This is a genomic window from Desulfosarcina variabilis str. Montpellier (genome assembly GCF_048565275.1).
In the GTDB taxonomy this organism is placed as follows: domain Bacteria; phylum Desulfobacterota; class Desulfobacteria; order Desulfobacterales; family Desulfosarcinaceae; genus Desulfosarcina; species Desulfosarcina variabilis.
In genome coordinates this window covers 6,728,577-6,748,422 of sequence record NZ_CP159846.1, presented here as the reverse complement: position 1 = coordinate 6,748,422, position 19,846 = coordinate 6,728,577, and the positions used below count along the sequence as shown (strand labels likewise).

The 19,846-nt window shown below is 52.5% G+C and carries 17 protein-coding genes; 14 read left to right on the top strand and 3 right to left on the bottom strand.

Annotated features, from left to right (window positions below; translation table 11 throughout):
- The first annotated feature begins 177 nt into the window (after positions 1-177).
- From Dvar_RS30515 to Dvar_RS30485, 7 genes are all read left to right on the top strand, one after another.
- Positions 178-567 (top strand): helix-turn-helix domain-containing protein, encoded by a 390-nt coding sequence (locus Dvar_RS30515; protein ID WP_419656904.1) that lies wholly within the window; start codon positions 178-180, stop codon positions 565-567.
- Positions 564-1,727 carry a homoserine O-acetyltransferase MetX gene (metX, locus tag Dvar_RS30510; protein WP_419656903.1) on the top strand — a complete coding sequence of 388 codons (1,164 nt, stop codon included), beginning with the start codon at positions 564-566 and terminating at the stop codon, positions 1,725-1,727. The genes Dvar_RS30515 and metX overlap by 4 nt, the downstream gene beginning before the upstream one ends.
- Positions 1,708-2,331 (top strand): methionine biosynthesis protein MetW, encoded by a 624-nt coding sequence (metW, locus tag Dvar_RS30505; RefSeq protein WP_419656902.1) that lies wholly within the window; start codon positions 1,708-1,710, stop codon positions 2,329-2,331. The genes metX and metW overlap by 20 nt, the downstream gene beginning before the upstream one ends.
- Positions 2,332-2,782: 451 nt before the next feature.
- Entirely contained in the window at positions 2,783-3,046 is a 264-nt protein-coding gene (locus tag Dvar_RS30500) for a phosphoribosyl-ATP diphosphatase (RefSeq protein ID WP_419656901.1), read from the top strand.
- Positions 3,047-3,173: 127 nt separating this feature from the next.
- The gene (hisG, locus tag Dvar_RS30495; protein ID WP_419656900.1) at positions 3,174-4,022 is read left to right on the top strand and encodes an ATP phosphoribosyltransferase; all 849 of its coding nucleotides are present in this window, start codon (positions 3,174-3,176) and stop codon (positions 4,020-4,022) included.
- A gap of 334 nt (positions 4,023-4,356) precedes the next feature.
- Positions 4,357-4,851 (top strand): SoxR reducing system RseC family protein, encoded by a 495-nt coding sequence (locus Dvar_RS30490; protein ID WP_419656899.1) that lies wholly within the window; start codon positions 4,357-4,359, stop codon positions 4,849-4,851.
- Positions 4,852-5,032: 181 nt separating this feature from the next.
- Positions 5,033-7,792 carry a PAS domain S-box protein gene (locus Dvar_RS30485; protein WP_419656898.1) on the top strand — a complete coding sequence of 920 codons (2,760 nt, stop codon included), beginning with the start codon at positions 5,033-5,035 and terminating at the stop codon, positions 7,790-7,792.
- An 82-nt stretch (positions 7,793-7,874) separates the two neighbouring features.
- Here the strand turns inward: Dvar_RS30485 and mutY are convergent, their stop codons facing one another.
- Positions 7,875-8,948, bottom strand: coding sequence for an A/G-specific adenine glycosylase (gene mutY, locus Dvar_RS30480; protein WP_419656897.1), 1,074 nt, complete (start codon positions 8,946-8,948; stop codon positions 7,875-7,877).
- A 205-nt stretch (positions 8,949-9,153) separates the two neighbouring features.
- Here mutY and Dvar_RS30475 point away from each other — a divergent pair, with 205 nt between their 5' ends.
- A complete protein-coding gene (locus tag Dvar_RS30475; RefSeq protein WP_419656896.1) occupies positions 9,154-10,797 on the top strand; it encodes a HEAT repeat domain-containing protein in 1,644 nt (547 codons plus the stop codon).
- A 76-nt stretch (positions 10,798-10,873) separates the two neighbouring features.
- Here the strand turns inward: Dvar_RS30475 and Dvar_RS30470 are convergent, their stop codons facing one another.
- A complete protein-coding gene (locus Dvar_RS30470) occupies positions 10,874-11,821 on the bottom strand; it encodes a universal stress protein (RefSeq protein ID WP_419656895.1) in 948 nt (315 codons plus the stop codon).
- Between the two features lie 480 nt (positions 11,822-12,301).
- Here Dvar_RS30470 and rsxC point away from each other — a divergent pair, with 480 nt between their 5' ends.
- From rsxC to Dvar_RS30440, 6 genes are read left to right on the top strand one after another with little or no spacing between them, the layout of a single operon-like run.
- The gene (gene rsxC / locus Dvar_RS30465) at positions 12,302-13,666 is read left to right on the top strand and encodes an electron transport complex subunit RsxC (protein WP_419656894.1); all 1,365 of its coding nucleotides are present in this window, start codon (positions 12,302-12,304) and stop codon (positions 13,664-13,666) included.
- 28 nt (positions 13,667-13,694) lie between these two features.
- Entirely contained in the window at positions 13,695-14,687 is a 993-nt protein-coding gene (locus Dvar_RS30460) for an RnfABCDGE type electron transport complex subunit D (protein ID WP_419656893.1), read from the top strand.
- A 20-nt stretch (positions 14,688-14,707) separates the two neighbouring features.
- Entirely contained in the window at positions 14,708-15,391 is a 684-nt protein-coding gene (locus Dvar_RS30455) for an FMN-binding protein (protein ID WP_419656892.1), read from the top strand.
- A complete protein-coding gene (gene rsxE / locus Dvar_RS30450) occupies positions 15,384-16,004 on the top strand; it encodes an electron transport complex subunit RsxE (protein WP_419656891.1) in 621 nt (206 codons plus the stop codon). Before Dvar_RS30455 ends, rsxE begins: the two co-directional genes overlap by 8 nt.
- Before the next feature lie 15 nt (positions 16,005-16,019).
- Positions 16,020-16,865: an electron transport complex protein RnfA gene (locus Dvar_RS30445; protein ID WP_419656890.1), complete on the top strand. Its 846-nt coding sequence runs from the start codon at positions 16,020-16,022 to the stop codon at positions 16,863-16,865.
- A complete protein-coding gene (locus Dvar_RS30440; RefSeq protein ID WP_419656889.1) occupies positions 16,853-17,764 on the top strand; it encodes an RnfABCDGE type electron transport complex subunit B in 912 nt (303 codons plus the stop codon). Before Dvar_RS30445 ends, Dvar_RS30440 begins: the two co-directional genes overlap by 13 nt.
- A 168-nt stretch (positions 17,765-17,932) precedes the next feature.
- Here Dvar_RS30440 and Dvar_RS30435 read toward each other — a convergent pair whose 3' ends face one another.
- Positions 17,933-19,588: a glutamate synthase-related protein gene (locus Dvar_RS30435; protein WP_419656888.1), complete on the bottom strand. Its 1,656-nt coding sequence runs from the start codon at positions 19,586-19,588 to the stop codon at positions 17,933-17,935.
- Between the last annotated feature and the right edge of the window lie 258 nt (positions 19,589-19,846).

The following is a 19,846-nucleotide window of genomic DNA, read 5'->3' as shown; positions in this document are numbered from 1 at the left end:
GATTGCTTTGACTGGCGACGCGAAGTGGTAGGATTTAAATATTATCGGTCGAAACAGGTTCCGGCTTAACTTTCAATGAGAGATCTGCTGGATAGAAGAAAAAAACGTTGACATGTGTACCACGACGTGGCAGTAAGAATCTGATTATGATCTTTTGCCCGAAATGGAACCAGAGCCATGAACAACAAGCAGTTTAGCGCACTCAGGAAGAGATTGGAAAAGACTCAGAAACAGATGGCTCAACTTCTTGGTGTCTCCATCAAAGCCATCCATAGCTACGAACAGGGCTGGCGGTCCATTCCGATGCACGTGGAACGTCAGCTCTATTTTTTGCTTTATCGAAAATTTTTTGGGAAAAATAGCGTTGACCCCTGTTGGACCATCCGCGCATGCCCCAAATCGCTGCGGGAAAAATGTCCGGCGTGGGAGTTTCATACCGGCGATCTATGCTGGTTTATCAACGGAACCATTTGTGACGGCGTTGTACATACCTCCTGGACTGAGAAAATGAAGTTGTGTCTTACCTGTGACGTATTCAAGCAAACCCTGGCTAAAATCGACCCATGAGTGAGTATATCCAGCACGGCCAAACCGGACAATCCGTCGGGCGGGTGGAAAAACAATGTTTTACTTTTGCCCAGCCTCCGGCTGGTTTGACCCTGGCCTGCGGTGCTGCCATCGGACCGGTTAGCATTGCTTATGAAACCTGCGGTCGGCTGAACCGGAACCGGTCCAACGCGATATTGGTACTGCATGCCCTTTCCGGCGATGCCCATGTTGCTGGAACCTACACGGCCGACGATGAAAAGCCGGGGTGGTGGGATTTCATGGTGGGGCCGGGAAAGGGCATTGATACGGATCACTATTTCGTGATCTGTTCCAACATCCTGGGCAGCTGCATGGGAACGACCGGCCCCGCATCCATCGACCCGGACACCGGCAAACCCTATGGGCTGAGCTTTCCGATGGTCACCATCGGCGATATGGTTGTGGCCCAGAAAGCCTTGATGGACCATTTGGGAATCACGCGGCTGCATGCCGTGATTGGTGGATCCGTCGGGGGTATGCAGGCCCTGGAATGGAGTGTTCGCTATCCAGAAATGGTTGACTCCGCCGTTCTTTTGGCCACCACCACACGGCACAGTGCGCTGGCCATTGCTTTCAACGAGGTCGCCAGACAATCCATCATGGTTGATCCAAACTGGAACCATGGAAATTACTACGACAGCCAAAAGCCGGATATGGGACTGGCCGTGGCCCGTATGATCGGGCACATTACCTATCTTTCCGATGAATCCATGCGTCTAAAATTCGGCCGGCGTCTCCAGGATAAAGCGGATTTTTCTTTTAACTTTGATGCGGATTTTCAGGTGGAGAGCTATTTGCGTTATCAGGGCCGCAAGTTTGTGGATCGCTTTGACGCCAATGCGTTTCTTTATATTACCAAAGCAGCGGACTATTTTGACCTGGAGCGTCATTATGGCCAGGGATCCGCCGTAGCCGCCTTTGCCAATGCAAGGTCCCGTTTTCTGGTGGTCTCTTTTACTTCGGATTGGCTTTATCCGACCTACCAGTCAAAAGCCATGGTCAAGGCCATGAAAAAGAACGCGCTCGATGTGAGCTTTTGTGAGATTGAGGCAAAGTGGGGTCATGATGCATTCCTGCTTCCCAGCCAGCGTCTTTCCAGTATCATGAAAGGATTTTTGGATGGTGACAGCGGCACCTGACGGTATTCGTTACGATCTCCGATTGGTGGCCTCCTGGATTCCAAGGGGCGCGACGGTACTGGGGCTGGGGTGTGGGGACGGTGCACTGCTGCAGTATCTAAAGGCCCAGAAACAGGCCCATTGCACGGGGATCGACATTGATGAAAGCTGTGTGGCGCACTGTATTCAGCGGGGATTGACTGTCCTGCAGGGCGATATCAGCGAAGAGATCAAGGATTACCCGGACAGTGCCTTTGATTATGTGGTCCTGGCCCAAACCCTTCAGCAGATTTACGATCCGGCGCCCTTGATACGGGAGATGCTGCGTGTGGGGAAAAAGGGGGTGGTGAGTTTCCCCAATTTCAGTCACTGGCGCGTACGCCTGATGCTATTGCTTACCGGCCATGCCCCGGTAACGCCGCAGCTTCCCTATCAGTGGCATGATACCCCCAATATTCGCGTCATCACCCTGTCTGATTTCAGACGTTATGCCAAACAAGTAGGGTTTCGTATTCTTAACGAGGTGGCCATCAATACCGACCGGCGAGACCGATCCGGTCGAATCGTGCGTTTTGGGCCGGATCTGTTGGCCACCTATGGGCTTTTTTTAATTGCCAAAGCATAAAGTTATAAAGAAAAGAAAATTACCACAATGTGGTAATTTTTATCTTGACAGCAGTCAGGTCGGCGATTAACTTAATACTCAACACCCCATATGTATTACTCAATCCCTCTACTCTCGGCGGTTCTGCCATCCTACCCCACAACGGCAGAACCGCCCTTCCTTTTTTAAGGCGCCATTTCCTTGAAACGGATATTTCAATGCGATCAACCATTGTGAGGTGAAGGTTAATTTGTTACTATGAGCCAAAAAGAAAACCAAGGGTAGGGTGCAGGTAAAAAATAATTGCACCAGATTGCGCCGGATTTGCGTTCGTCTACAAGGCGCATCCGCCGGTGCATATTTGGAATCTGTGCCGTCGGATGGAACGCCGTAGACGGGCGCAAGGACAAGCAAGATGGGGTAATTATTTTTTACCTGCGCCCTTTGGGAATAGGAAGGACGAAATTGCACCATGAAATCGTTTGAAGCACTGTTTGCCGAGCTGAAAGAGAAAGCCGCCCGCCGTGATCCTGATTCAGGGACTGTGCGGCAATTGGACAGAGGCATTCACGCCATCGGGAAAAAGGTGATCGAGGAAGCATGTGAAGTGTGGATGGCTGCCGAACATGAAGGGCGTGAGCGAACCGCCGAAGAAATCTCCCAATTGCTTTACCATGTTCAGGTGATGATGATCGCCTGTGACCTGGATTTGGAGGATGTCTATCGTTATCTTTAGTCTGGCATACCCAAAAATGCATCCGCCTAATCGCTGTGGGTTTTATTTAATAAGAGACTAATAAACGGCTAACAAATCTTTTTTATCCTGCCCACTTTGGCACCAACACCCAAGAAACGAAACGATCATGCTGAAAATTGCCATTCCCAACAAGGGGTCACTTTCCGAGGACGCTGTGCAACTGATTCGCGAAGCCGGCTACCACTGCAAGCGCTACAGTCGTGAATTGATTGTGTTTGACAACCGTAACCAGTTGGAATTTGTTTTTCTGCGTCCTCGGGACATTGCCGTTTATGTCAGTCATGGTATCCTGGACCTGGGCGTTACGGGCCGGGACCTTGCCCAGGACAGTGGTGCCGATGTCGTGGAACTGTTATCGCTCGGGTTCGGAAAATCTGATTTTTGTTACGCCGTTCCAGCAGAATCGAATTTGCTTCCGGATCAATTTGACGGGTTGCGCATTGCCACCTCTTATCCCCGATTGGTGTCACAGGACTTGAGCCGCCGAAGACAAAAAGCGGAAATCGTTCGTTTGGACGGGGCGGTGGAGATTTCCATCCGTCTGGGGGTGGCCGATGCGATCGCTGACGTGGTGCAGACCGGCCGCACCTTAAGTGCCGCCGGTCTTCAGGTGGTTGGACAACCGCTACTGCAAAGCGAGGCGATATTGGTGGCCCGCACCCGCGACGTCGAAAAGAGCGCGACTGTGCAGACCTTCTTGGATCGCATCCGCGGCATTGTTGTGGCCCGGGAATACGTCATGGTCGAGTACGACATCCCCGATGCCATGCTGGAAATGGCCTGTGTGATTACCCCGGGAATAGAATCGCCTACCATATCACCACTCAGCAAAAAAGGGTGGGTGGCGGTGAAGTCCATGTGCAGACAGCAGGAGGTGAATCCGATCATGGATAGCCTCGGCAAAATCGGCGCCAAGGGCATCATCGTCACTGATATTCGTACGTGCCGCATCTAATATTGAACCTTAAATAGAAAAAGAGCACCTGCCTGCTACGCCGATCGGCCGGGATATCCGATGCATCCGGGCCGATGGTCAGCTCTGTTTTTTTTATTTGGTCATCTCCAATTTGTAAAATTATAAAAAAGACTTATTATTACCACAATGTGGTATTTATGGTGCTTAGGAAGGCGGTTTTTAATCCAGACCATAGTGTTGCGTTGTAAAGGGGTGCTTTATGATCAAACAGCGGATCAATATTTTTTATCATTTGGACGGTGGGCTGATCGGGTGGGTGAAAGAACGGTATCCATTGGTACGTCAAACCGGTTGACCCAGGCAAAGGAGGGCAATGATGGCTCAGACAATTGGTCGCGTTGTTGAAACCCCGAATAATGAATGGGCATTGGTCGTCGCTGAAAAAGATCAAGGGTGTGCAAGCTGCGGGGCGGTGACCCATTGCCATGGGGGGCGCCCGGCGCCGGTACGCCAAACATCAGCGCTCAATCCGATTGGGGCCGAGGTGGGGGACCGCGTATTGCTTACCGTTGAATCCGGCAAGCTGTTATCCCGCTTGGCGCTTCTTTATCTGCTGCCCGTGGCCATGATGCTTATAGGGGCGTTTTGGGGCGTTACGGTCAGCAGCAGTGGTGGTATGGCTTCCAATGGGCAGAGTATCGGATATGGATTGACCGGATTTATCTTCGGATTTGGGATGTCGGTTGCTATTTCCCGCATCTGGTTCAAAGCCAGACCGGTCGTCCCGATTATTTCCAGAATTATCGACCATCATTTTCAACCCAACGCTTTCAAAGCGGGCTCAGGATGTGGGTGCCAGGGACGGTAAGTTCACATCCCGTCAATGTTCGCGACCACTCTTGAATGTCCATGCCGCTATCCTATCTTCGTTTCTGGTAAGTATCTGCAAAAAGAAAAAACTTTTGTCTCTCAACCCGCATGCCGATATCTTTTTTCTGAACGGACATGAACAATCAACCCGTCTTGTAAAGATGATGTCGAGCCACGGTATGACAGATCTGAATTTGAATGCAAACGCAAACGAAACCCAACTATTCGGAAAAGAGGGGCGTCGTCGCTTTCGTCGAACATTGTCCCGGGATCTGATCGTCAGCATCATTTTCGTGGTGGTTGTGGTTTTTGTTATGGTTGTTTCCGTCACTTACGGCTACATGTTTTACAAAGATAGGCTCCAAAGCCAGGATGATCTGGAAAAGTTTAGCGACTATTTGCAAAGCGCTTTGGAATTCCCCGTCTGGAATTTCGACAAGGAAGGCATTAAGAAGATCTGTGGCTCTTTTTTTGAAAACACCGTGGTCGAAAAATTGCGGGTTGTTGATCATCAGGGCAATGTTATGATTGATCTGCAGCGCAAAGGCCACGATCAGCCGCTGCACAAAAAAAGTTCAATCTTACATGGCAAAACCCTGATTGGATATGTTGAAATTGCGTTAAGTTCAAACCGGTTACGGGAAAAGCAGCATCAGCTGATGGGGTTCAGCATGATCACCATGGTGGCCGTCATTCTGGTTCTGGTGATTACCCTCAGGTTTATTCTAAAACTCCTATTGATATCCCCCTTGAATCAACTGATCCAACGTACCGAACAAATTTCCCGTGGGATATATAATCCCGTAGGGTTTCAGGCACCGCAGGCGGAAATCCGAACTATCGTGTCACGGTTTAATAGCATGGTGGCGCATATTCAACAGCGTGAACGATCGTTAAAAGCGTTGAATCAGCGTTTGGAAAACAAAATCGCTGAATTGCAGGATACAGAATCTGCATTGCTCAATTCCCGGGAAGAGCTCAACTCGATTATCCGTTCGACCCCGGATGTAATTTATCGGCTGGACACCATGGGGCGGTTTACCTTTATCAGTGATGCCATACGGCGCTATGGTGTCACCCCGGAAGAACTAATCGGTAAGCGCTTTATGGACTATATCCACAAGGAAGATCGGGCGCTTGCCGCCCACCGGGTCAATGATCGGCGTACCGGCAACCGAGGCACCAAAGGTATTGCCATTCGCGCGTTTGGTGATTACAAAAAAGACCGTGTGAACAGTCGCAAAGCGGTCGAGGGGAGTCCGGTTTTTCTGGTCGATGCCGAAGGGCTCTATGTTTCTGGTGAATCCGGGGTTAAGGTTTTCGTGGGTACCCAAGGCATTGCCCGAGATATCACCAAGCAGCGTCAGATGGAATCGGCACGCATGGAAAGTGAGGACCGGCTGTCAATGGCACTGGATGTCAGCGGTGCCGGGATCTGGCAGCTGGATTTGAAATCCGGAGCACTTCGTGTAGACGAACGCATCTATGCATTGTTGGGATACAAAGAGCCGGACTTGGCCCGGGGGTTGAAATTTGTTCGCAAAATTACGGCTCCGGATACCTGGGATGAGATCAACTTTAAATTCAATCGCCATGTGGCCGGTGATACACCGATGTTTGATCATGAGTTTCGGATGCAAGCCAAACAGGGACAATGGAAATGGTTTCATACCAAAGCCAAGGTTCTGCGCTCTGACGGTAACAAGCCGCCGGAAACCATGGTGGGCATCATTGTCGATACCACCGAACGCAAAGAAAACGAGGCCGAGCGTAAACGGCTGGAGTCAAAACTTCAGCAAGCCCAAAAGATGGAGGCAATTGGTACCCTGGCGGGTGGTATTGCTCATGATTTCAACAATATTCTCGGGGCAATGGTTGGGTATACACAGCTTGCCCAACTGCATGGGGAGGGTGATTCCCGTATTCAAAGATACGTGGAAAATATATTAAAGGCCAGTGAACGGGCCAAGGGGTTGGTTGACCAGATTTTGACCTTTACCCGTCAAGGCAAATCTCAGAAAGTTCCCTGTGATATTGCAGTTGTTCTCAAAGAGGTGGTCAAACTTATTCGCGCATCAATCCCAACAACCGTCCGTATTGTTCACACCATTCCGACGAAATTGGGAACGGTCATGGCAGACCAGACCCAGATTCATCAGGTATTGATGAATCTGTGTACCAACGCAGCGCACGCCATGGAAAAACGCGGGGGAACACTGACGGTCACGCTGGAACCATTGGCTTTGGAAGAAGCGGATTTATCGCCTGGCATTGATGACCTGAAACCGGGGCTTTTCCTACAACTCTCTGTGGCTGACACGGGTGCCGGCATGGATCCGGCTGTGGCAGAACGGATTTTTGAACCCTATTTTACCACCAAAGCACCCGGAGAAGGAACCGGTATGGGGCTGGCGACGGTTCATGGTATTGTCCGTGACCATGGGGGCCGGATTTTTGTGCAAACCCATCCAGGAGAGGGCACGGTTTTTCGTGTACTGTTCCCTGTTTTGGATGACGAGGTGCAGGCCGACCACGTACAGCCCGATTCCTACCAGCAGGGAACGGAACGTATCCTTTTTGTTGACGACGAAAAAACACTGACCCGGGTTGGTGTGGAGATGCTCAATGCGCTCGGATATGATGCCGTTGGTACCACCAGCCCTGTAGAGGCCCTGACCATGTTCAAGGAAGATCCGGATGGATTCGATCTGGTGATCACGGATATGACCATGCCTCATTTGACCGGTGATCAGTTGGCAGAGGCGATATTGCAGTATCGACCGGACATCCCCGTGATCATATGCACGGGATTCAGCAAGTTTATGACATCAACGCGTGCATCGACCTTAGGGGTTCGTGCCCTGCTAATGAAGCCGGTGACGGTGGAAAAACTGTCCCGCACCATACGCGATGTACTCGACGCCCCACCCCAAGAATAGACCTGCCGCTAAGGTAAACGTCCATGATGCCCATTGATTGCAATCTTGTTTTTCAACCGGGTGCACTTCGCTGAAGCACAATTCAGCCGGCCACGCTTTCGAGCAGAGCCAGAAATTTGTGGATTGCTTTATGGGTGGGAAGCCGGTTAAGCGATCGCAAGGTAACCCAGCGATGCGCATCAACGGTGGCCTTCGAGCGGACCCGGCCTGTCACATACTGACACAGATAAACATCCGCACTGAGGGTGAAGTGGGTATAGGCGTGCCGGATACGGGTCAAATGACGATCGGCTGCAACGGTCAGGCCGGTCAGTGCGGCCAGACCCTGCTCGATTTCCTGATACGCCATTTTTCGGCGAATTGCCGGCAGGGCCGGAAATTCCCATAATCCCCCCAAAAATCCATTTTCAGGCCTTTTCGTGACCAGCATTTTGCCATTTTTTAAAATGACACCATAAACCAGATGGCGATGGGGTACTTTTTTAGTGGTGATACGCTTCGGGAATTCAGCTGTTGTCTGATGCTGGTTGGCCTGGCATTGATCGGCAAGTGGGCAGATCGTGCAATCTGGATTTTTGGGTCGGCAGATCAACGCGCCCAGTTCCATGATGGCTTGATTGAAATCTGCGGGGTGGTCAGGGCAGATCAGATCTGCCGCCGGTGCCTGAAAGTGTTTGTGGGATCCATTCTGGTTCACCGGTGTATCGATTTCCATTAACCTTGACAGGACGCGTTTGACGTTCCCGTCAACCACCGGTATCACTTGGCCAAAAGCGATGCTCAGCACGGCGGCGGCAATATAGTCACCGACCCCGGGAAGCGATCGAAATGTTTGGGTATCTTTTGGAATTTTTCCGTTGTGGCATGAAACCACCGCTCCGGCTGCACGATGTAGATGGCGCGCCCGGGAATAATAACCCAATCCCTCCCACAGCTTCAGGACCTCCTGCAGATCGGCCCGAGCCAGATGACGGGCGCTGGGGAAACGATCCATAAAACGATGATAATAAGGAATCACCGTCGCCACTTGGGTTTGTTGGAGCATAACCTCGGAGACCCAGATCGCATAAGGATCTGTCGTTTGCCGCCAGGGCAGACGGCGTTGATGGGCCGCATACCATTTGATCAGTTGTTGGCGAAGGCGTTTTTGATTCATGCAAGGCCTTTACTTGTATCTGCTTGGTTTTGCGTGTGGACAGCTGCCTAAATATCGAAACGGCGCTTATCATAATTTTTTCAATCCATCCAGCTCTTGTATAAAGTATGCACCATATGCGTCGATAACAATTATACTCAAAACATTTCATCCTTCACGGCAACACGATTTAAACAAATCACGATTTAGAAAGGATAATGGGTTCATGACGGAAATTAACGCCAAGGATTTTATTGAAGAGTTGCGTTTTGATATCCGGGAACAGGACATGATTAAAGCGAAGCTGGTCCTTTCAAAAATCGGGGCAGTCGATGAGAGTATCCGCAAAATGGCGCTATTCGAGTTGAATCGTGCCGAGGACACCTTCGCCATTACATTGATCGTCAACCTGATTGCCGACTATAAACACCTGGGCCGGGACTACCCCCAACTCAAGGAAATCCTTTACGCCAAATCCTTGTATCACCCTGAATTGTTGCTTTCCATGCTATCCAGGGAAGTCAAGCCGGAAAACCGCGTCGTGCTCGTGGAGGTGGCCGGAGAGATTCGCTTGGAAGGTGCAACGTCCCAATTGATGGGCATCCTCAATGAAAACGAAGATGAACTGGTGATCAAAGCGGTCATCCAAACATTGGGGCTGCTGGGAGAAACATCTGCCACGACGGCCATATCGGAGTATCTGTATTCCGGGAATTTAGAGCTGACTATTGCTGCCATATACGCCCTGGGCCAATTGGCCAGCCCAACGGCATTTCAACGGCTGGCGGAAAAATTGGGGGATGATCCGGATCTGGATATCATGATTTTGGATGTTTTTGCCACCGACCAGAGTCCCGCCGCCATTGAACGGCTCAACGAAGGGCTCTCATCTCACTATGCCCATCTGCGCAATGCAGCCAAGCAACGCATGCGTGATATGGGGGGCAAGGCGGTTCCTGTTTTGATCGACAACCTATTGCACGATGATCCGGATTTGTTGATTCATACGCTCAATCTGATCGGTGAGATCGGTGACGAAAGCGCCATCGCTCCCATTCGCAAACTGCTGCACAATGAACCCAAGGATGCCAATGTCCGTTTCGCCGCCTATGAAGCGCTTGGTTTTTTACCGGTTGCCAAAGGCGCCTTTGCCTTGGCGCAGGGACTGACGGATTCTGTTGACAACGTGCGTACCGCTGCCGCCGGAGCCATTGACCGCAATTTCAATACCATGCTGGCAGCGGGGCTGAAAAATCTGATTCACGCTGGTGATGCGGAAGCCCAGCAGGTGACAGAGACCGTTCTCAATGCCGGTTGTGAGGTGATTTTTAACAATTTGCTCGAAGATGAAGCCTTTCAAAATTGTGCGCTGACTTTCTTAAGTGAGAGGGCGCATCCGGATGTGCGCAGCCGTTTTTTTGATTTAATGAAGAAAAACGGTTATGCCGAATTGGTGGACCGTGCTACTGGAAAAGCGGAAAGCAAAGCAGAAACGGCGTTGAAGGTTTTTGCCGTTGACGATTCAAAAATGATACTGAATATCTATCGGGGTGCGCTGCACAGCCTGGGCTGTGCATCGCAGCTTTTCGAATTTCCAGCAGAAGCGATAAAAGCGGTGAGCGCGGATCCGCCGGATTTTATTTTTACCGATTTAAATATGCCCCACATCAACGGCATTGAACTGATCCGTGAAGTTCGTCGCCGGTTCGAAAAATCGGCTTTGCCGATTGTGATGGTCACCACGCAAAACGAAACCCAGGACAATGAGGCCGCCTATGCGGCAGGGGTCAATGCCATTTTGCACAAACCATTTACCGCCCAGGATTTGGAAAAGGTGTTGGTAGAAGAAGGAAAGCTTACCAACCGTTAATGCTACAATGATCCCTTTACGAATACGAAAAAAAAGGCCCGGGAAGCAATTCCCGGGCCTTTCGATTCTTCATCACTTAGACAATCCATAGCGCCAACTCATCGGCCAGCTTAAGCACCTTGTCACTGACCCGTCCGATAAAATATTCGTCGATAAAGGTAATCAACTCCCTGCGGCCCATCACTACAGTGCCACACCGATTGTGCTTGGCCTCATTAACGATTCGATAACCCCGCTCCCCATCGGCAACATGAATTTTGATTGACACCTGTTCCGGGGCGATCCCTTCGTCCAAGAGTCTTTTGCACGCATCGGTCAGGTGCGGGCCGATTTCATGCGTGCCGGTGTCGATATCGGCCTTGGCATTGTCAAAATGGAGGAAGGCTGCATCACCCGGCCAAAATTTCTTCTCACCACGAATGATGCTGTAAAGCATCATGTGATGATCTGATTTTCCTATCAAAGAACCCGCATAAAGCACTCCTTTCATGGCGCCATGGGTGCCGTCAAAGGCCATGAGCAGGTTTTTTGACTCCGGATGCCCACCGACGACCACGATGGGAATATGTTTAATCTTGGGTACCAGTTTCATGGCGGTGCTTTTAAAGACCCAATCTTTGAAACGACTGACCCCGGTGCGTCCGACCACAACCGCCTGGTAATCATTATACGATTCCTTGACGATGTCATCGGTGACGCCCAATGACCGCGTCGGCGTTTTGATGGTAATGGCCGATTCAGGAAATCCTTTTTGTTTAAAATACACAGCGGCGCTGTCCATGGTGCTTAACACTTCGGTTTTTTGATCGGTGGCCCAGCGCTTCAAACCGGTCATCCGGCGTTTGTAGTGGGGATAGGCTCCCAGGTCGGCAAACAACTCTGATATTTTGGCTTGAATGTGAAAAAGTACAATGTGGGTGTTTTTCGGTGAAAACATTCCAGCGGCATACCGAATTGCATTTAGCGATTGTTCACTACCGTCTACTGCAATGAGAATTTTGTTGGGGGGCGCATTTTTCTCCATGGCATTTCTCCTTCTGTAGGATATCACGATACCTAACCAGCTGCTGTTTTGATCATATCGCCGAATCAAATTCCCGTCAACAAAGGATGACGATTGAAAAAGCACGATCAGCGAATGCTACTCAAACCGAGAGAAAAACGGCTAACCTATTTATGCTGCGCAAAAAAAACGGTGCCCATTTGGGTGTTGGTCTTCTGAGAACGCAGCCGATTTTAGCATGACGGCTGTTCATGCGCGGACAAATAATTTATCGCGACGGGGCAATATCATCGCTTTGAACGGGCATCTGCATCGACAATAAAATCATAGACAATTCAAAAGATGTTTGCTATTTGGGCTTGACAAATAGATAAAATAAGATAATGTGTTACTTTAATTTCGGTAAGTGTAGTCCCGGAAGATTTCCCTCGTGGAAATCTTTTCTTTTTTCAGGGAGATGAAAATGGTAATAACAAAAAAAATGAAATTCATGGCGTAAACATGGCACTTAAACTTGATGGATATGAAGGCAATGGCACCTTCCCCCACGGAATCCATCCGCCGGAACGGAAACAGTTTTCCAAGAATGCTGCCATTCAGGTGATGCCCACACCGAAAACAGTGGTGCTGTCGCTTCACCAGAATATCGGCGGCCCTTGCGAACAGCTGGTCAAGCCCCGGCAGAAGGTCGACTGGGGCGAGTTGATCGGTAAGGGCAAGATCTTTGTCTCGACGACCCTGCACGCCTCGGTACCGGGCGTGGTGCAGCGTCCGACCCGGGTGACCCTGGCCAACGGCAGGCACATGGACACGGTACCGATCAAGACCGACGGCGAGATTCCCACAGATCAGGCCCTGTGGGATGAGATTTTTGGGGGGGATTGGCCGACCACGGGCTTGGACGCCTATGACCCGGCACAGATCAGCAAAGACATTAACGACGCCGGGCTGGTGGGCCTGGGCGGGGCGGCATTCCCGACGCATGTAAAAATCATGCCCAACGACAAAAAACCGGTGCACACCCTTATTATTAACGGTTGTGAGTGTGAACCCTATCTTACGTCTGACTACCGTTTGATGGTGGAAGCCCCGGGACCCATTGTCACCGGCGCGCTTCTGGCTGCGCGCAGTGTGGGCGCCGAGCGAATCGCCATCGGTATCGAAGACAATAAGATGGACGCGGTCGAGGCCATGCAGCGGGCGGCCCGGGGCACCGGTATTCAGGTTGCTGTACTGAAAACCAAATACCCCCAGGGCAGTGAGAAGCATCTGATTCAGGCGGTGGTCAAACGACAGGTTCCCCTGGGCGGACTCCCCTCGGACGTGGGCGTGGCCATCAGCAACGTGGGCACCGTGGCGGCCGTGGCGCGGGCTGTGATCCACAAGAAACCCTTGACGCACCGGGTGATCAGCGTGACCGGCGGCGGCATTGCCAGACCCGCCAACGTGCTGGCGCCCATCGGGGTCTCTTTCGGTGAACTGATCGAGTTCTGCGGCGGCCTGAAACCGGATGCGGCCCGGCTGATTGCCGGCGGTCCCATGATGGGTTTTGCCTTTTCCAATCCCAACACACCGGTGACCAAAGGTACCAGTGGGTTGACCGTCATGTCCCGGGATGAAGTAGAACTTGCCGAGGAGACCACCTGCGTACGATGCGGCAAGTGTGTGGACGTCTGTCCCATGCGCCTGGTGCCGACCAAGATCGCCATGGCATCCCGGTATCAGGATGTCGGGCTTTCCCGGCGGTACAACATCATGGCCTGTTTTGAATGCGGGAGTTGTGCCTACACCTGTCCGGCTCATATTCCCCTTGTGCAACTGATCCGTGCCGGTAAAGCGCGCGTGGCGGCAGCTGCCCGCGGTTAACCGCCGGCATCATGGAGACCAAGTGAAAATGCAGGAAACTGAAGTAACGCCTATTGATGGAAGTGAAATGTCAAAGCCGGTGATCCATGTATCACCTTCTCCTCATCTGATTCAAACCGCCTCAAGCACCCGCCGGATGATGGTGGATGTGCTGATTGCGCTGGCACCGGTGGTCGGGACATCATTGTATGTTTTCGGCGCTTATGCGCTCCACCAGCTGGTGGTCTGCGTGGCCGGATGCCTGGCCGCGGAACTGCTATTCGTAAAGATGCGCGGCCGCGATGCAACACTGTCGGACTGTTCGGCGATCGTCACCGGCATCATTCTGGCCATGTCATTGCCGGGCACGGCCCCCTGGTATGTGGGGATGATTGCCGGTTTCGTGGCCATCGGCATCGGAAAAATCATTTTCGGCGGCTTGGGCATGAATCTGTTCAACCCGGCCATGGTCGGACGGGCCTTCGTGATGATCTCTTTTGCCGGTGCCCTGGCGGCGTCCGGCTACGAGGACGTCCAGAGCACGGTGGATGCGATTTCCCAGGCCACGCCCATGAACGCCTACAAGATGAACGGCGTTGTGGCATCGCTAAACGATCTGTTCTGGGGAACCACCAACGGCAGTCTGGGAGAGACCAGTGCCCTGGCCTGTCTCATCGGCGGGCTGTATCTGATCATTCGGCGTACCGCCTCCTGGGAAATCCCCGCCGGCCTGCTTCTGGCAGTGCTGGCCATCGGCGGGCTGAATGATCTTCTCACACCCGGGGACGGCTGGACGGTGTTGCACCACATTATGGGTGGAGCGATTCTGTTTGGCGCCTTTTTTATCGCCACCGATCCGGTCACCAGCCCCTTAACGCCCAAGGGAAAATTCATATTTGGCCTGGGAACCGGTGCGTTCATCATGCTGCTGCGACTTTTTTCCGGTTATCCGGAAGGGGTGATGTTCGCCGTACTGTTCATGAATGCCCTGACCCCATTGATCAACCGATGGAGCATACCCACGCCGTTTGGTGGAAATTAAGATAGCGAAGAAGGATAACCATGGATGCTGATAGTGCAAAAAAAACCGGTGGTCTGAGATCAAACAGCCTTGTTCAGGCCTGGCTGGTGCTGGTGTTGGCCGTTGGTTTCGGCGTTTCACTGGCCGGCGTGCAAATCGCTTTGGGGCCGGTCATTGAACAAAACAAAATCAATGAAACTTTGGAGAAAGTGCCCGAGCTGGTGCTGGGCAGCGAGCTGGCGGCCAAGATGGCGTCCCAGGACCAGGCTTTGGATATTGTTCCCCGGCAGGTGGAAGTACAAAAGGCGGCGCGCAGCAAATTCTACAGCGTTTACGAGGCGCGCTACCAGGATGAGCGCAAGGGCTGGGTGGTGAAAACCAAAGGCCAGGGCTATGCCGATACGATCGAGCTGCTCCTGGGTCTTTCCCCGGACCTTAGTACCATTACCGGATTGTTCGTGCTCGATCAGAAAGAAACACCCGGTCTGGGCAATAAGATTATCACCGACCAGTGGCGCGGCCAGTTTATCGACGCGCCGGCCGATGGGAATCTGGTGGTGGTTAAAACCGGCAAGACCCAGCCCGGACAAATCGATGCGGTGACCGGTGCGACGATCTCGTCCAAAAGCGTGACGGCGCTGGTCAATGCGGCCATCAGTGACGTTCGCCCGCCGTTGACCGATGGGGCTGCCGCCGACGGAAAGGGGGATAAGAAAAATGGCTGATCAACCTACCGCCACCGAGCGGTTCATCCAGGGAATACTACCGGAGAACCCGGTCTACCGACAATTGCTGGGCCTTTGTCCCACACTGGCCGTAACCAACGGCTTGATGGCCGCGGTTACCATGGCTGGCGCCGTGGGCTTTGTGCTCTTGTGCGCCAACGTGATTACCAGCCTGATCCGCAACCTGCTCAAACCGCACCTGCGTATCGTGGTGTTCACGCTGACCATCGCCACGTTTGTGACCATTGCCGACCGGTTTCTGGCCGCCTACGTGTATCAGATGAGTAAAACCCTGGGGCCGTATATCCCGCTGATTATCGTCAACTGCATCATCATCTGCCGCTGCGAGGTGGTGGCGTCCAAGCAAAACGCCTTTGTGGCTGCTTCCGATGCCATCGGCCAGAGTTTGGGATTCGGACTGGCCCTGGCCAGCATTGCCGCCATCCGGGAGATTTTGGGTACCGGTGGCCTGTTCGGCATTCCGGTCCTGCCGGAAGTCTGGCCGGATTGGGTCATTATGGTGCTGCCGCCGGGTGCATTTCTCACCTTTGGCCTGCTCCTGGGAACCGTCAACTGGTATACCGCCCGCAAAGCGGCGAACAAACAAGCATAGGGAGCCAACCAACCCATGAACTATCTAATTGATATCCTGTTGATTGCCCTTGGGGCGGCCCTGATCAACAACTTCGTTTTATACTACTTTGTCGGTATCTGCCCCTTCATCGGGGTTTCCCGGCATGTGAGCATGGCCGTGGGCATGGGCGCCGCCGTGACCTTCGTGATCACCATTGCCGCCTTTATTGCCTGGACCATCACCACCTTTGTGCTCATGCCCGGCGCGCCGCTGACGCAAATGGCGGCCGGCCTGTTCATGTCGGCCGATAAGGCCGCCACGGTGGATCTGACCATATTAAGTTACATTGTCTACATCTTTGCTATCAGCAGTTCGGTGCAGTTTGTGGAAATGTATGTGCGCCGCTTTTTCCCGACGCTTTACAAAGCCTTTGGCGTTTTTCTGCCGCTGATCACCACCAACTGCGCCATTTTGTTCGCCTGCCTGACCATCATGAGCAATGTGGTCGGCGCGGAAAACCCGGCCGATCGCTGGGATTTGGGCCGGGCCCTGACCCTGGCCTTTTTCGGCGGCGTGGGATTTACCATCGCCATTGTAATCATGGCCGGCATCCGCGAAGAGCTGGAACTTTGCGATGTGCCCAAGCCCTTCCAAGGCGCGGCGATCACGCTGGTGGTGGGCGGTATTCTGGCCATGGCCTTTATGGGCTTCACCGGGGTGGATTCGGGTCTGCGGGATGCCATGACGTCCCCGCCGGCGGTGGTTGAAAAGCAGGTGCCGGAGGCTGACCCGGCAGGGCCGGACAAAAAAGTCGTATCGCAAACCGTTGACCGTCAACCGATTACTTCGATTCTAGCGCAGGCCGACATTGCCGAACAGGGGGAATTATGTCTTGGGTGATTATTGGACTGGCCGCCAGCACCATGCTTGGCATGGCATTGGTGCTGTCATTTGTATTGGGATGGGCCAACCGGGCCTTTCATGTGGAAGTGGATCCGCGAGTGGACGCCGCCATTGACGTGCTGCCCGGCGCCAACTGCGGCGGTTGCGGATATGTGGGCTGCGGTGAGTATGCCGAGGCGATCGTGCAAGATGGCGCGCCCATCAACAAATGCACCGTGGGCGGGGAAAGCTGTATGAAAGCACTGGCCGATGTGATGGGGGTCGAGGCCACGGCCAGTTTCCCATGGCGTCCGGTGGTGCATTGCGGTGCCCATACAAAAGACCGACTCGGCCGTAATCCCTACCATGGCGAGAAACGCTGTAGCACGGCCAACCTGGTCACCGATATCCAGGGCTGCACCTATGGTTGCCTTGGTTTCGGCGATTGCACGCGGGCCTGTAATTTCGATGCCATCCATGTTGAGGATGGCCTGGCGCGGGTCGACTATGAGAAATGTGTGGGCTGCGGGGCCTGTGCCAACGCCTGTCCGCGTAATATCATCACCATGGCACCCTTTAAAAGTGAGCAACTATTGGTGGTCGAATGCTCCAACAAGGATGCCGGCAAGGACGTCAAGACCGTCTGCAATGTCGGATGCCTGGGCTGTAAAGCCTGTGAACGGGCATCGGACATGTTCTGCATTGAAAACAACCTGTCGTGTATCGACTACGACAACTACACCATTGAGAATTTGAAAACCGGATTGACGGCTGCCAAAAAGTGCCCGCGTCACCGCCTGGTATTTGTCGGCAAGCCCACCGACCAGGATCTGTCGGCCGTGACCGAAGAAGAGCTGCCTGATATCATCGTGCCCAAATTCAAGACTACGGTGGATGATACAGAGTGGCGCGGATAGAAAAAAGGGCGCATTAAGCGATATCGTACGGCTGCTTATTCCCCATTCCTTCAAAAGTACCGAACGTTTATCCTGATCTAAAAAAGTCCATCCTCTTTTTACGGAAGATGGACTTTATAATAAAAGTAAAAAATAAGCCCCCTGCCGATAAGGCAGGGGGTTTTGTTTTTAATAAGCGTTCAGGATTTTACGGGCACTCTCGTCATTGGCATCGCACATGTGCCGGATGCCGGTTTCTTTGGCTGTCTCCCGGTTCCCTGCGAAAATATCGTTGCGGGTGAGTTGGGTGGCTGAGAACTTACGGGCGCCGGCCAACAGTTGCTGCAATCCGCAGTAAAGTTTATCTGCCAGCGTATAGAAGGCAATGGCACCGTAAGGGATGTTCTTCATTTCGTCCTTGCCGACGATTTTCTCAACGTCAAAGTAACAGGCGAAAATTTCTTTGGCCGTCGAACCAACTTGAAGAACCGATTTTGGCAGTTCGTTCCAGTGGCCGTTAACCTCGGCGCGTTTTTCTTCGAACAGGGCGCCTTCGATGTTGGAACCGACGAATCCGGGGATCATGATGCCCCTGCCCATGCAGATCAGTTTGGTGAACGGTGCGCCGAGCGCCAGCCCCTTGTAGATGCTGTCTTCCAGGGCAAATCCGCCTGCAAAGGACATATCGACTACCTTCAATCCCTTGGCTGCCAGGATACTGGCGTATTCATAGGCCTTTGAATGCAGGTGAATGGAGGGCACACCCCAGCTTTGCATCATGTTCCAGGGGCTCATGCCGGTGCCGCCGCCCGATCCGTCGATGGTGAGAAGATCGAGGCCGGCGTCGGTTGCGAACTTGATGGCCATGGCCAACTCTTCCATGCCGTAGGATCCGGTTTTCAGGGTAATGCGGGTGAAGCCGAGGCTGCGCAGGTATTCCACGCTGCTCATGAAATCTTCACGAACTTTTTCGACGGATGAGAAGTTGGTGCCCCCCAGGCGGCTGTGGCGGGCAAAGGATTTGATGGATCCGTTTTCAAAGGCTTCCTGAACTTCGGGGATGGTTGGATCCGGGTCAACGACGTAGCCTCTCTCCTTTAAGAAGACGGCATAATCGAGGCTGGTGACTTGAATCTCACCGCCAATATCCTTGGCGCCTTGGCCCCATTTGAGTTCGATGATCACTTTGTCGCCATACTTGTCGGCCACAAATTCGGCCACACCGTTTCGTGTATCCTCCACATTGAGCTGCACGATGATGGCGCCATACCCGTTATAGTAGCGGAAATAGCTGTCAATGCGGCGTTCCAGCTCCGGTGCACTTTTGATTTTCCCTTTGCGTTCCGGCCCGGAGGCGATTTCCGATTCACGGTCCACGCCGACCACGTTCTCGCCGATGACCACGGGGATGCCGACCAGGGCCCCACCGATCGCAAAGGAGTCCCAGTATTTTTGAGCCACAAAGGTCGATCCGAGGGCGCCGGTCATCAGAGGGATGCGGGCTTTGGTTTTAATCTTATTGCCAAATTCGGTTTCCAGGCTGACATTGGGGAAAATGCAGTCGTCGGCGTCGTTGGTCAGGCCTCCGGGAAGCCCATGCGCGCCATAAGCATAGCCTTGAATGCGAAGCGAGTTATAGGATACGCCCACATGGGTGGTATTGTCCGCACCGGCAGTCACAATACCATAGCTGCGCGGGTAGAGCAGTTTGCGTCCCACCAGGCTGGAGAGCCAGGTTTCGCATTTGCCAGTACAGTCGGCCCGGCAAAGGGTGCACAGACTAGATTCAGTGGGATTACCGCGGTTGACGGTGCCTAATGCATCGTTGTTTTTTGTAAATCTCATTGACATAAAGCAGCCTCCTTCTTGATTGTCGCTGTAAGTGAACGTTAACGAATGCCGTAGGTTGAAAAACAAAACGGCGTCCAAACGGATGGAAACACCTCCAACCGTTTAAAGACGCCGTTGTCTTTTTTTTTAATTGCAGCCCTACTTCACGCCATTGTGAAATAGGGCTGCATTGCTTTTGAATTATGAGTTATTAATAACTTAAAACACAATAGTTAGTAGTACTGAAAAAAAATGTCAAGTGAAATAATACTG

Coding starts and splice junctions, on each gene's coding strand:
- Dvar_RS30515 (WP_419656904.1), top strand. CDS start 178: ATGAACAACAAGCAGTTTAGCGCACTCAGGAAGAGATTGGAAAAGACT.
- metX (WP_419656903.1), top strand. CDS start 564: ATGAGTGAGTATATCCAGCACGGCCAAACCGGACAATCCGTCGGGCGG.
- metW (WP_419656902.1), top strand. CDS start 1,708: ATGGTGACAGCGGCACCTGACGGTATTCGTTACGATCTCCGATTGGTG.
- Dvar_RS30500 (WP_419656901.1), top strand. CDS start 2,783: ATGAAATCGTTTGAAGCACTGTTTGCCGAGCTGAAAGAGAAAGCCGCC.
- hisG (WP_419656900.1), top strand. CDS start 3,174: ATGCTGAAAATTGCCATTCCCAACAAGGGGTCACTTTCCGAGGACGCT.
- Dvar_RS30490 (WP_419656899.1), top strand. CDS start 4,357: ATGATGGCTCAGACAATTGGTCGCGTTGTTGAAACCCCGAATAATGAA.
- Dvar_RS30485 (WP_419656898.1), top strand. CDS start 5,033: ATGACAGATCTGAATTTGAATGCAAACGCAAACGAAACCCAACTATTC.
- mutY (WP_419656897.1), bottom strand. CDS start 8,948: ATGAATCAAAAACGCCTTCGCCAACAACTGATCAAATGGTATGCGGCC.
- Dvar_RS30475 (WP_419656896.1), top strand. CDS start 9,154: ATGACGGAAATTAACGCCAAGGATTTTATTGAAGAGTTGCGTTTTGAT.
- Dvar_RS30470 (WP_419656895.1), bottom strand. CDS start 11,821: ATGGAGAAAAATGCGCCCCCCAACAAAATTCTCATTGCAGTAGACGGT.
- rsxC (WP_419656894.1), top strand. CDS start 12,302: ATGGCACTTAAACTTGATGGATATGAAGGCAATGGCACCTTCCCCCAC.
- Dvar_RS30460 (WP_419656893.1), top strand. CDS start 13,695: ATGCAGGAAACTGAAGTAACGCCTATTGATGGAAGTGAAATGTCAAAG.
- Dvar_RS30455 (WP_419656892.1), top strand. CDS start 14,708: ATGGATGCTGATAGTGCAAAAAAAACCGGTGGTCTGAGATCAAACAGC.
- rsxE (WP_419656891.1), top strand. CDS start 15,384: ATGGCTGATCAACCTACCGCCACCGAGCGGTTCATCCAGGGAATACTA.
- Dvar_RS30445 (WP_419656890.1), top strand. CDS start 16,020: ATGAACTATCTAATTGATATCCTGTTGATTGCCCTTGGGGCGGCCCTG.
- Dvar_RS30440 (WP_419656889.1), top strand. CDS start 16,853: ATGTCTTGGGTGATTATTGGACTGGCCGCCAGCACCATGCTTGGCATG.
- Dvar_RS30435 (WP_419656888.1), bottom strand. CDS start 19,588: ATGAGATTTACAAAAAACAACGATGCATTAGGCACCGTCAACCGCGGT.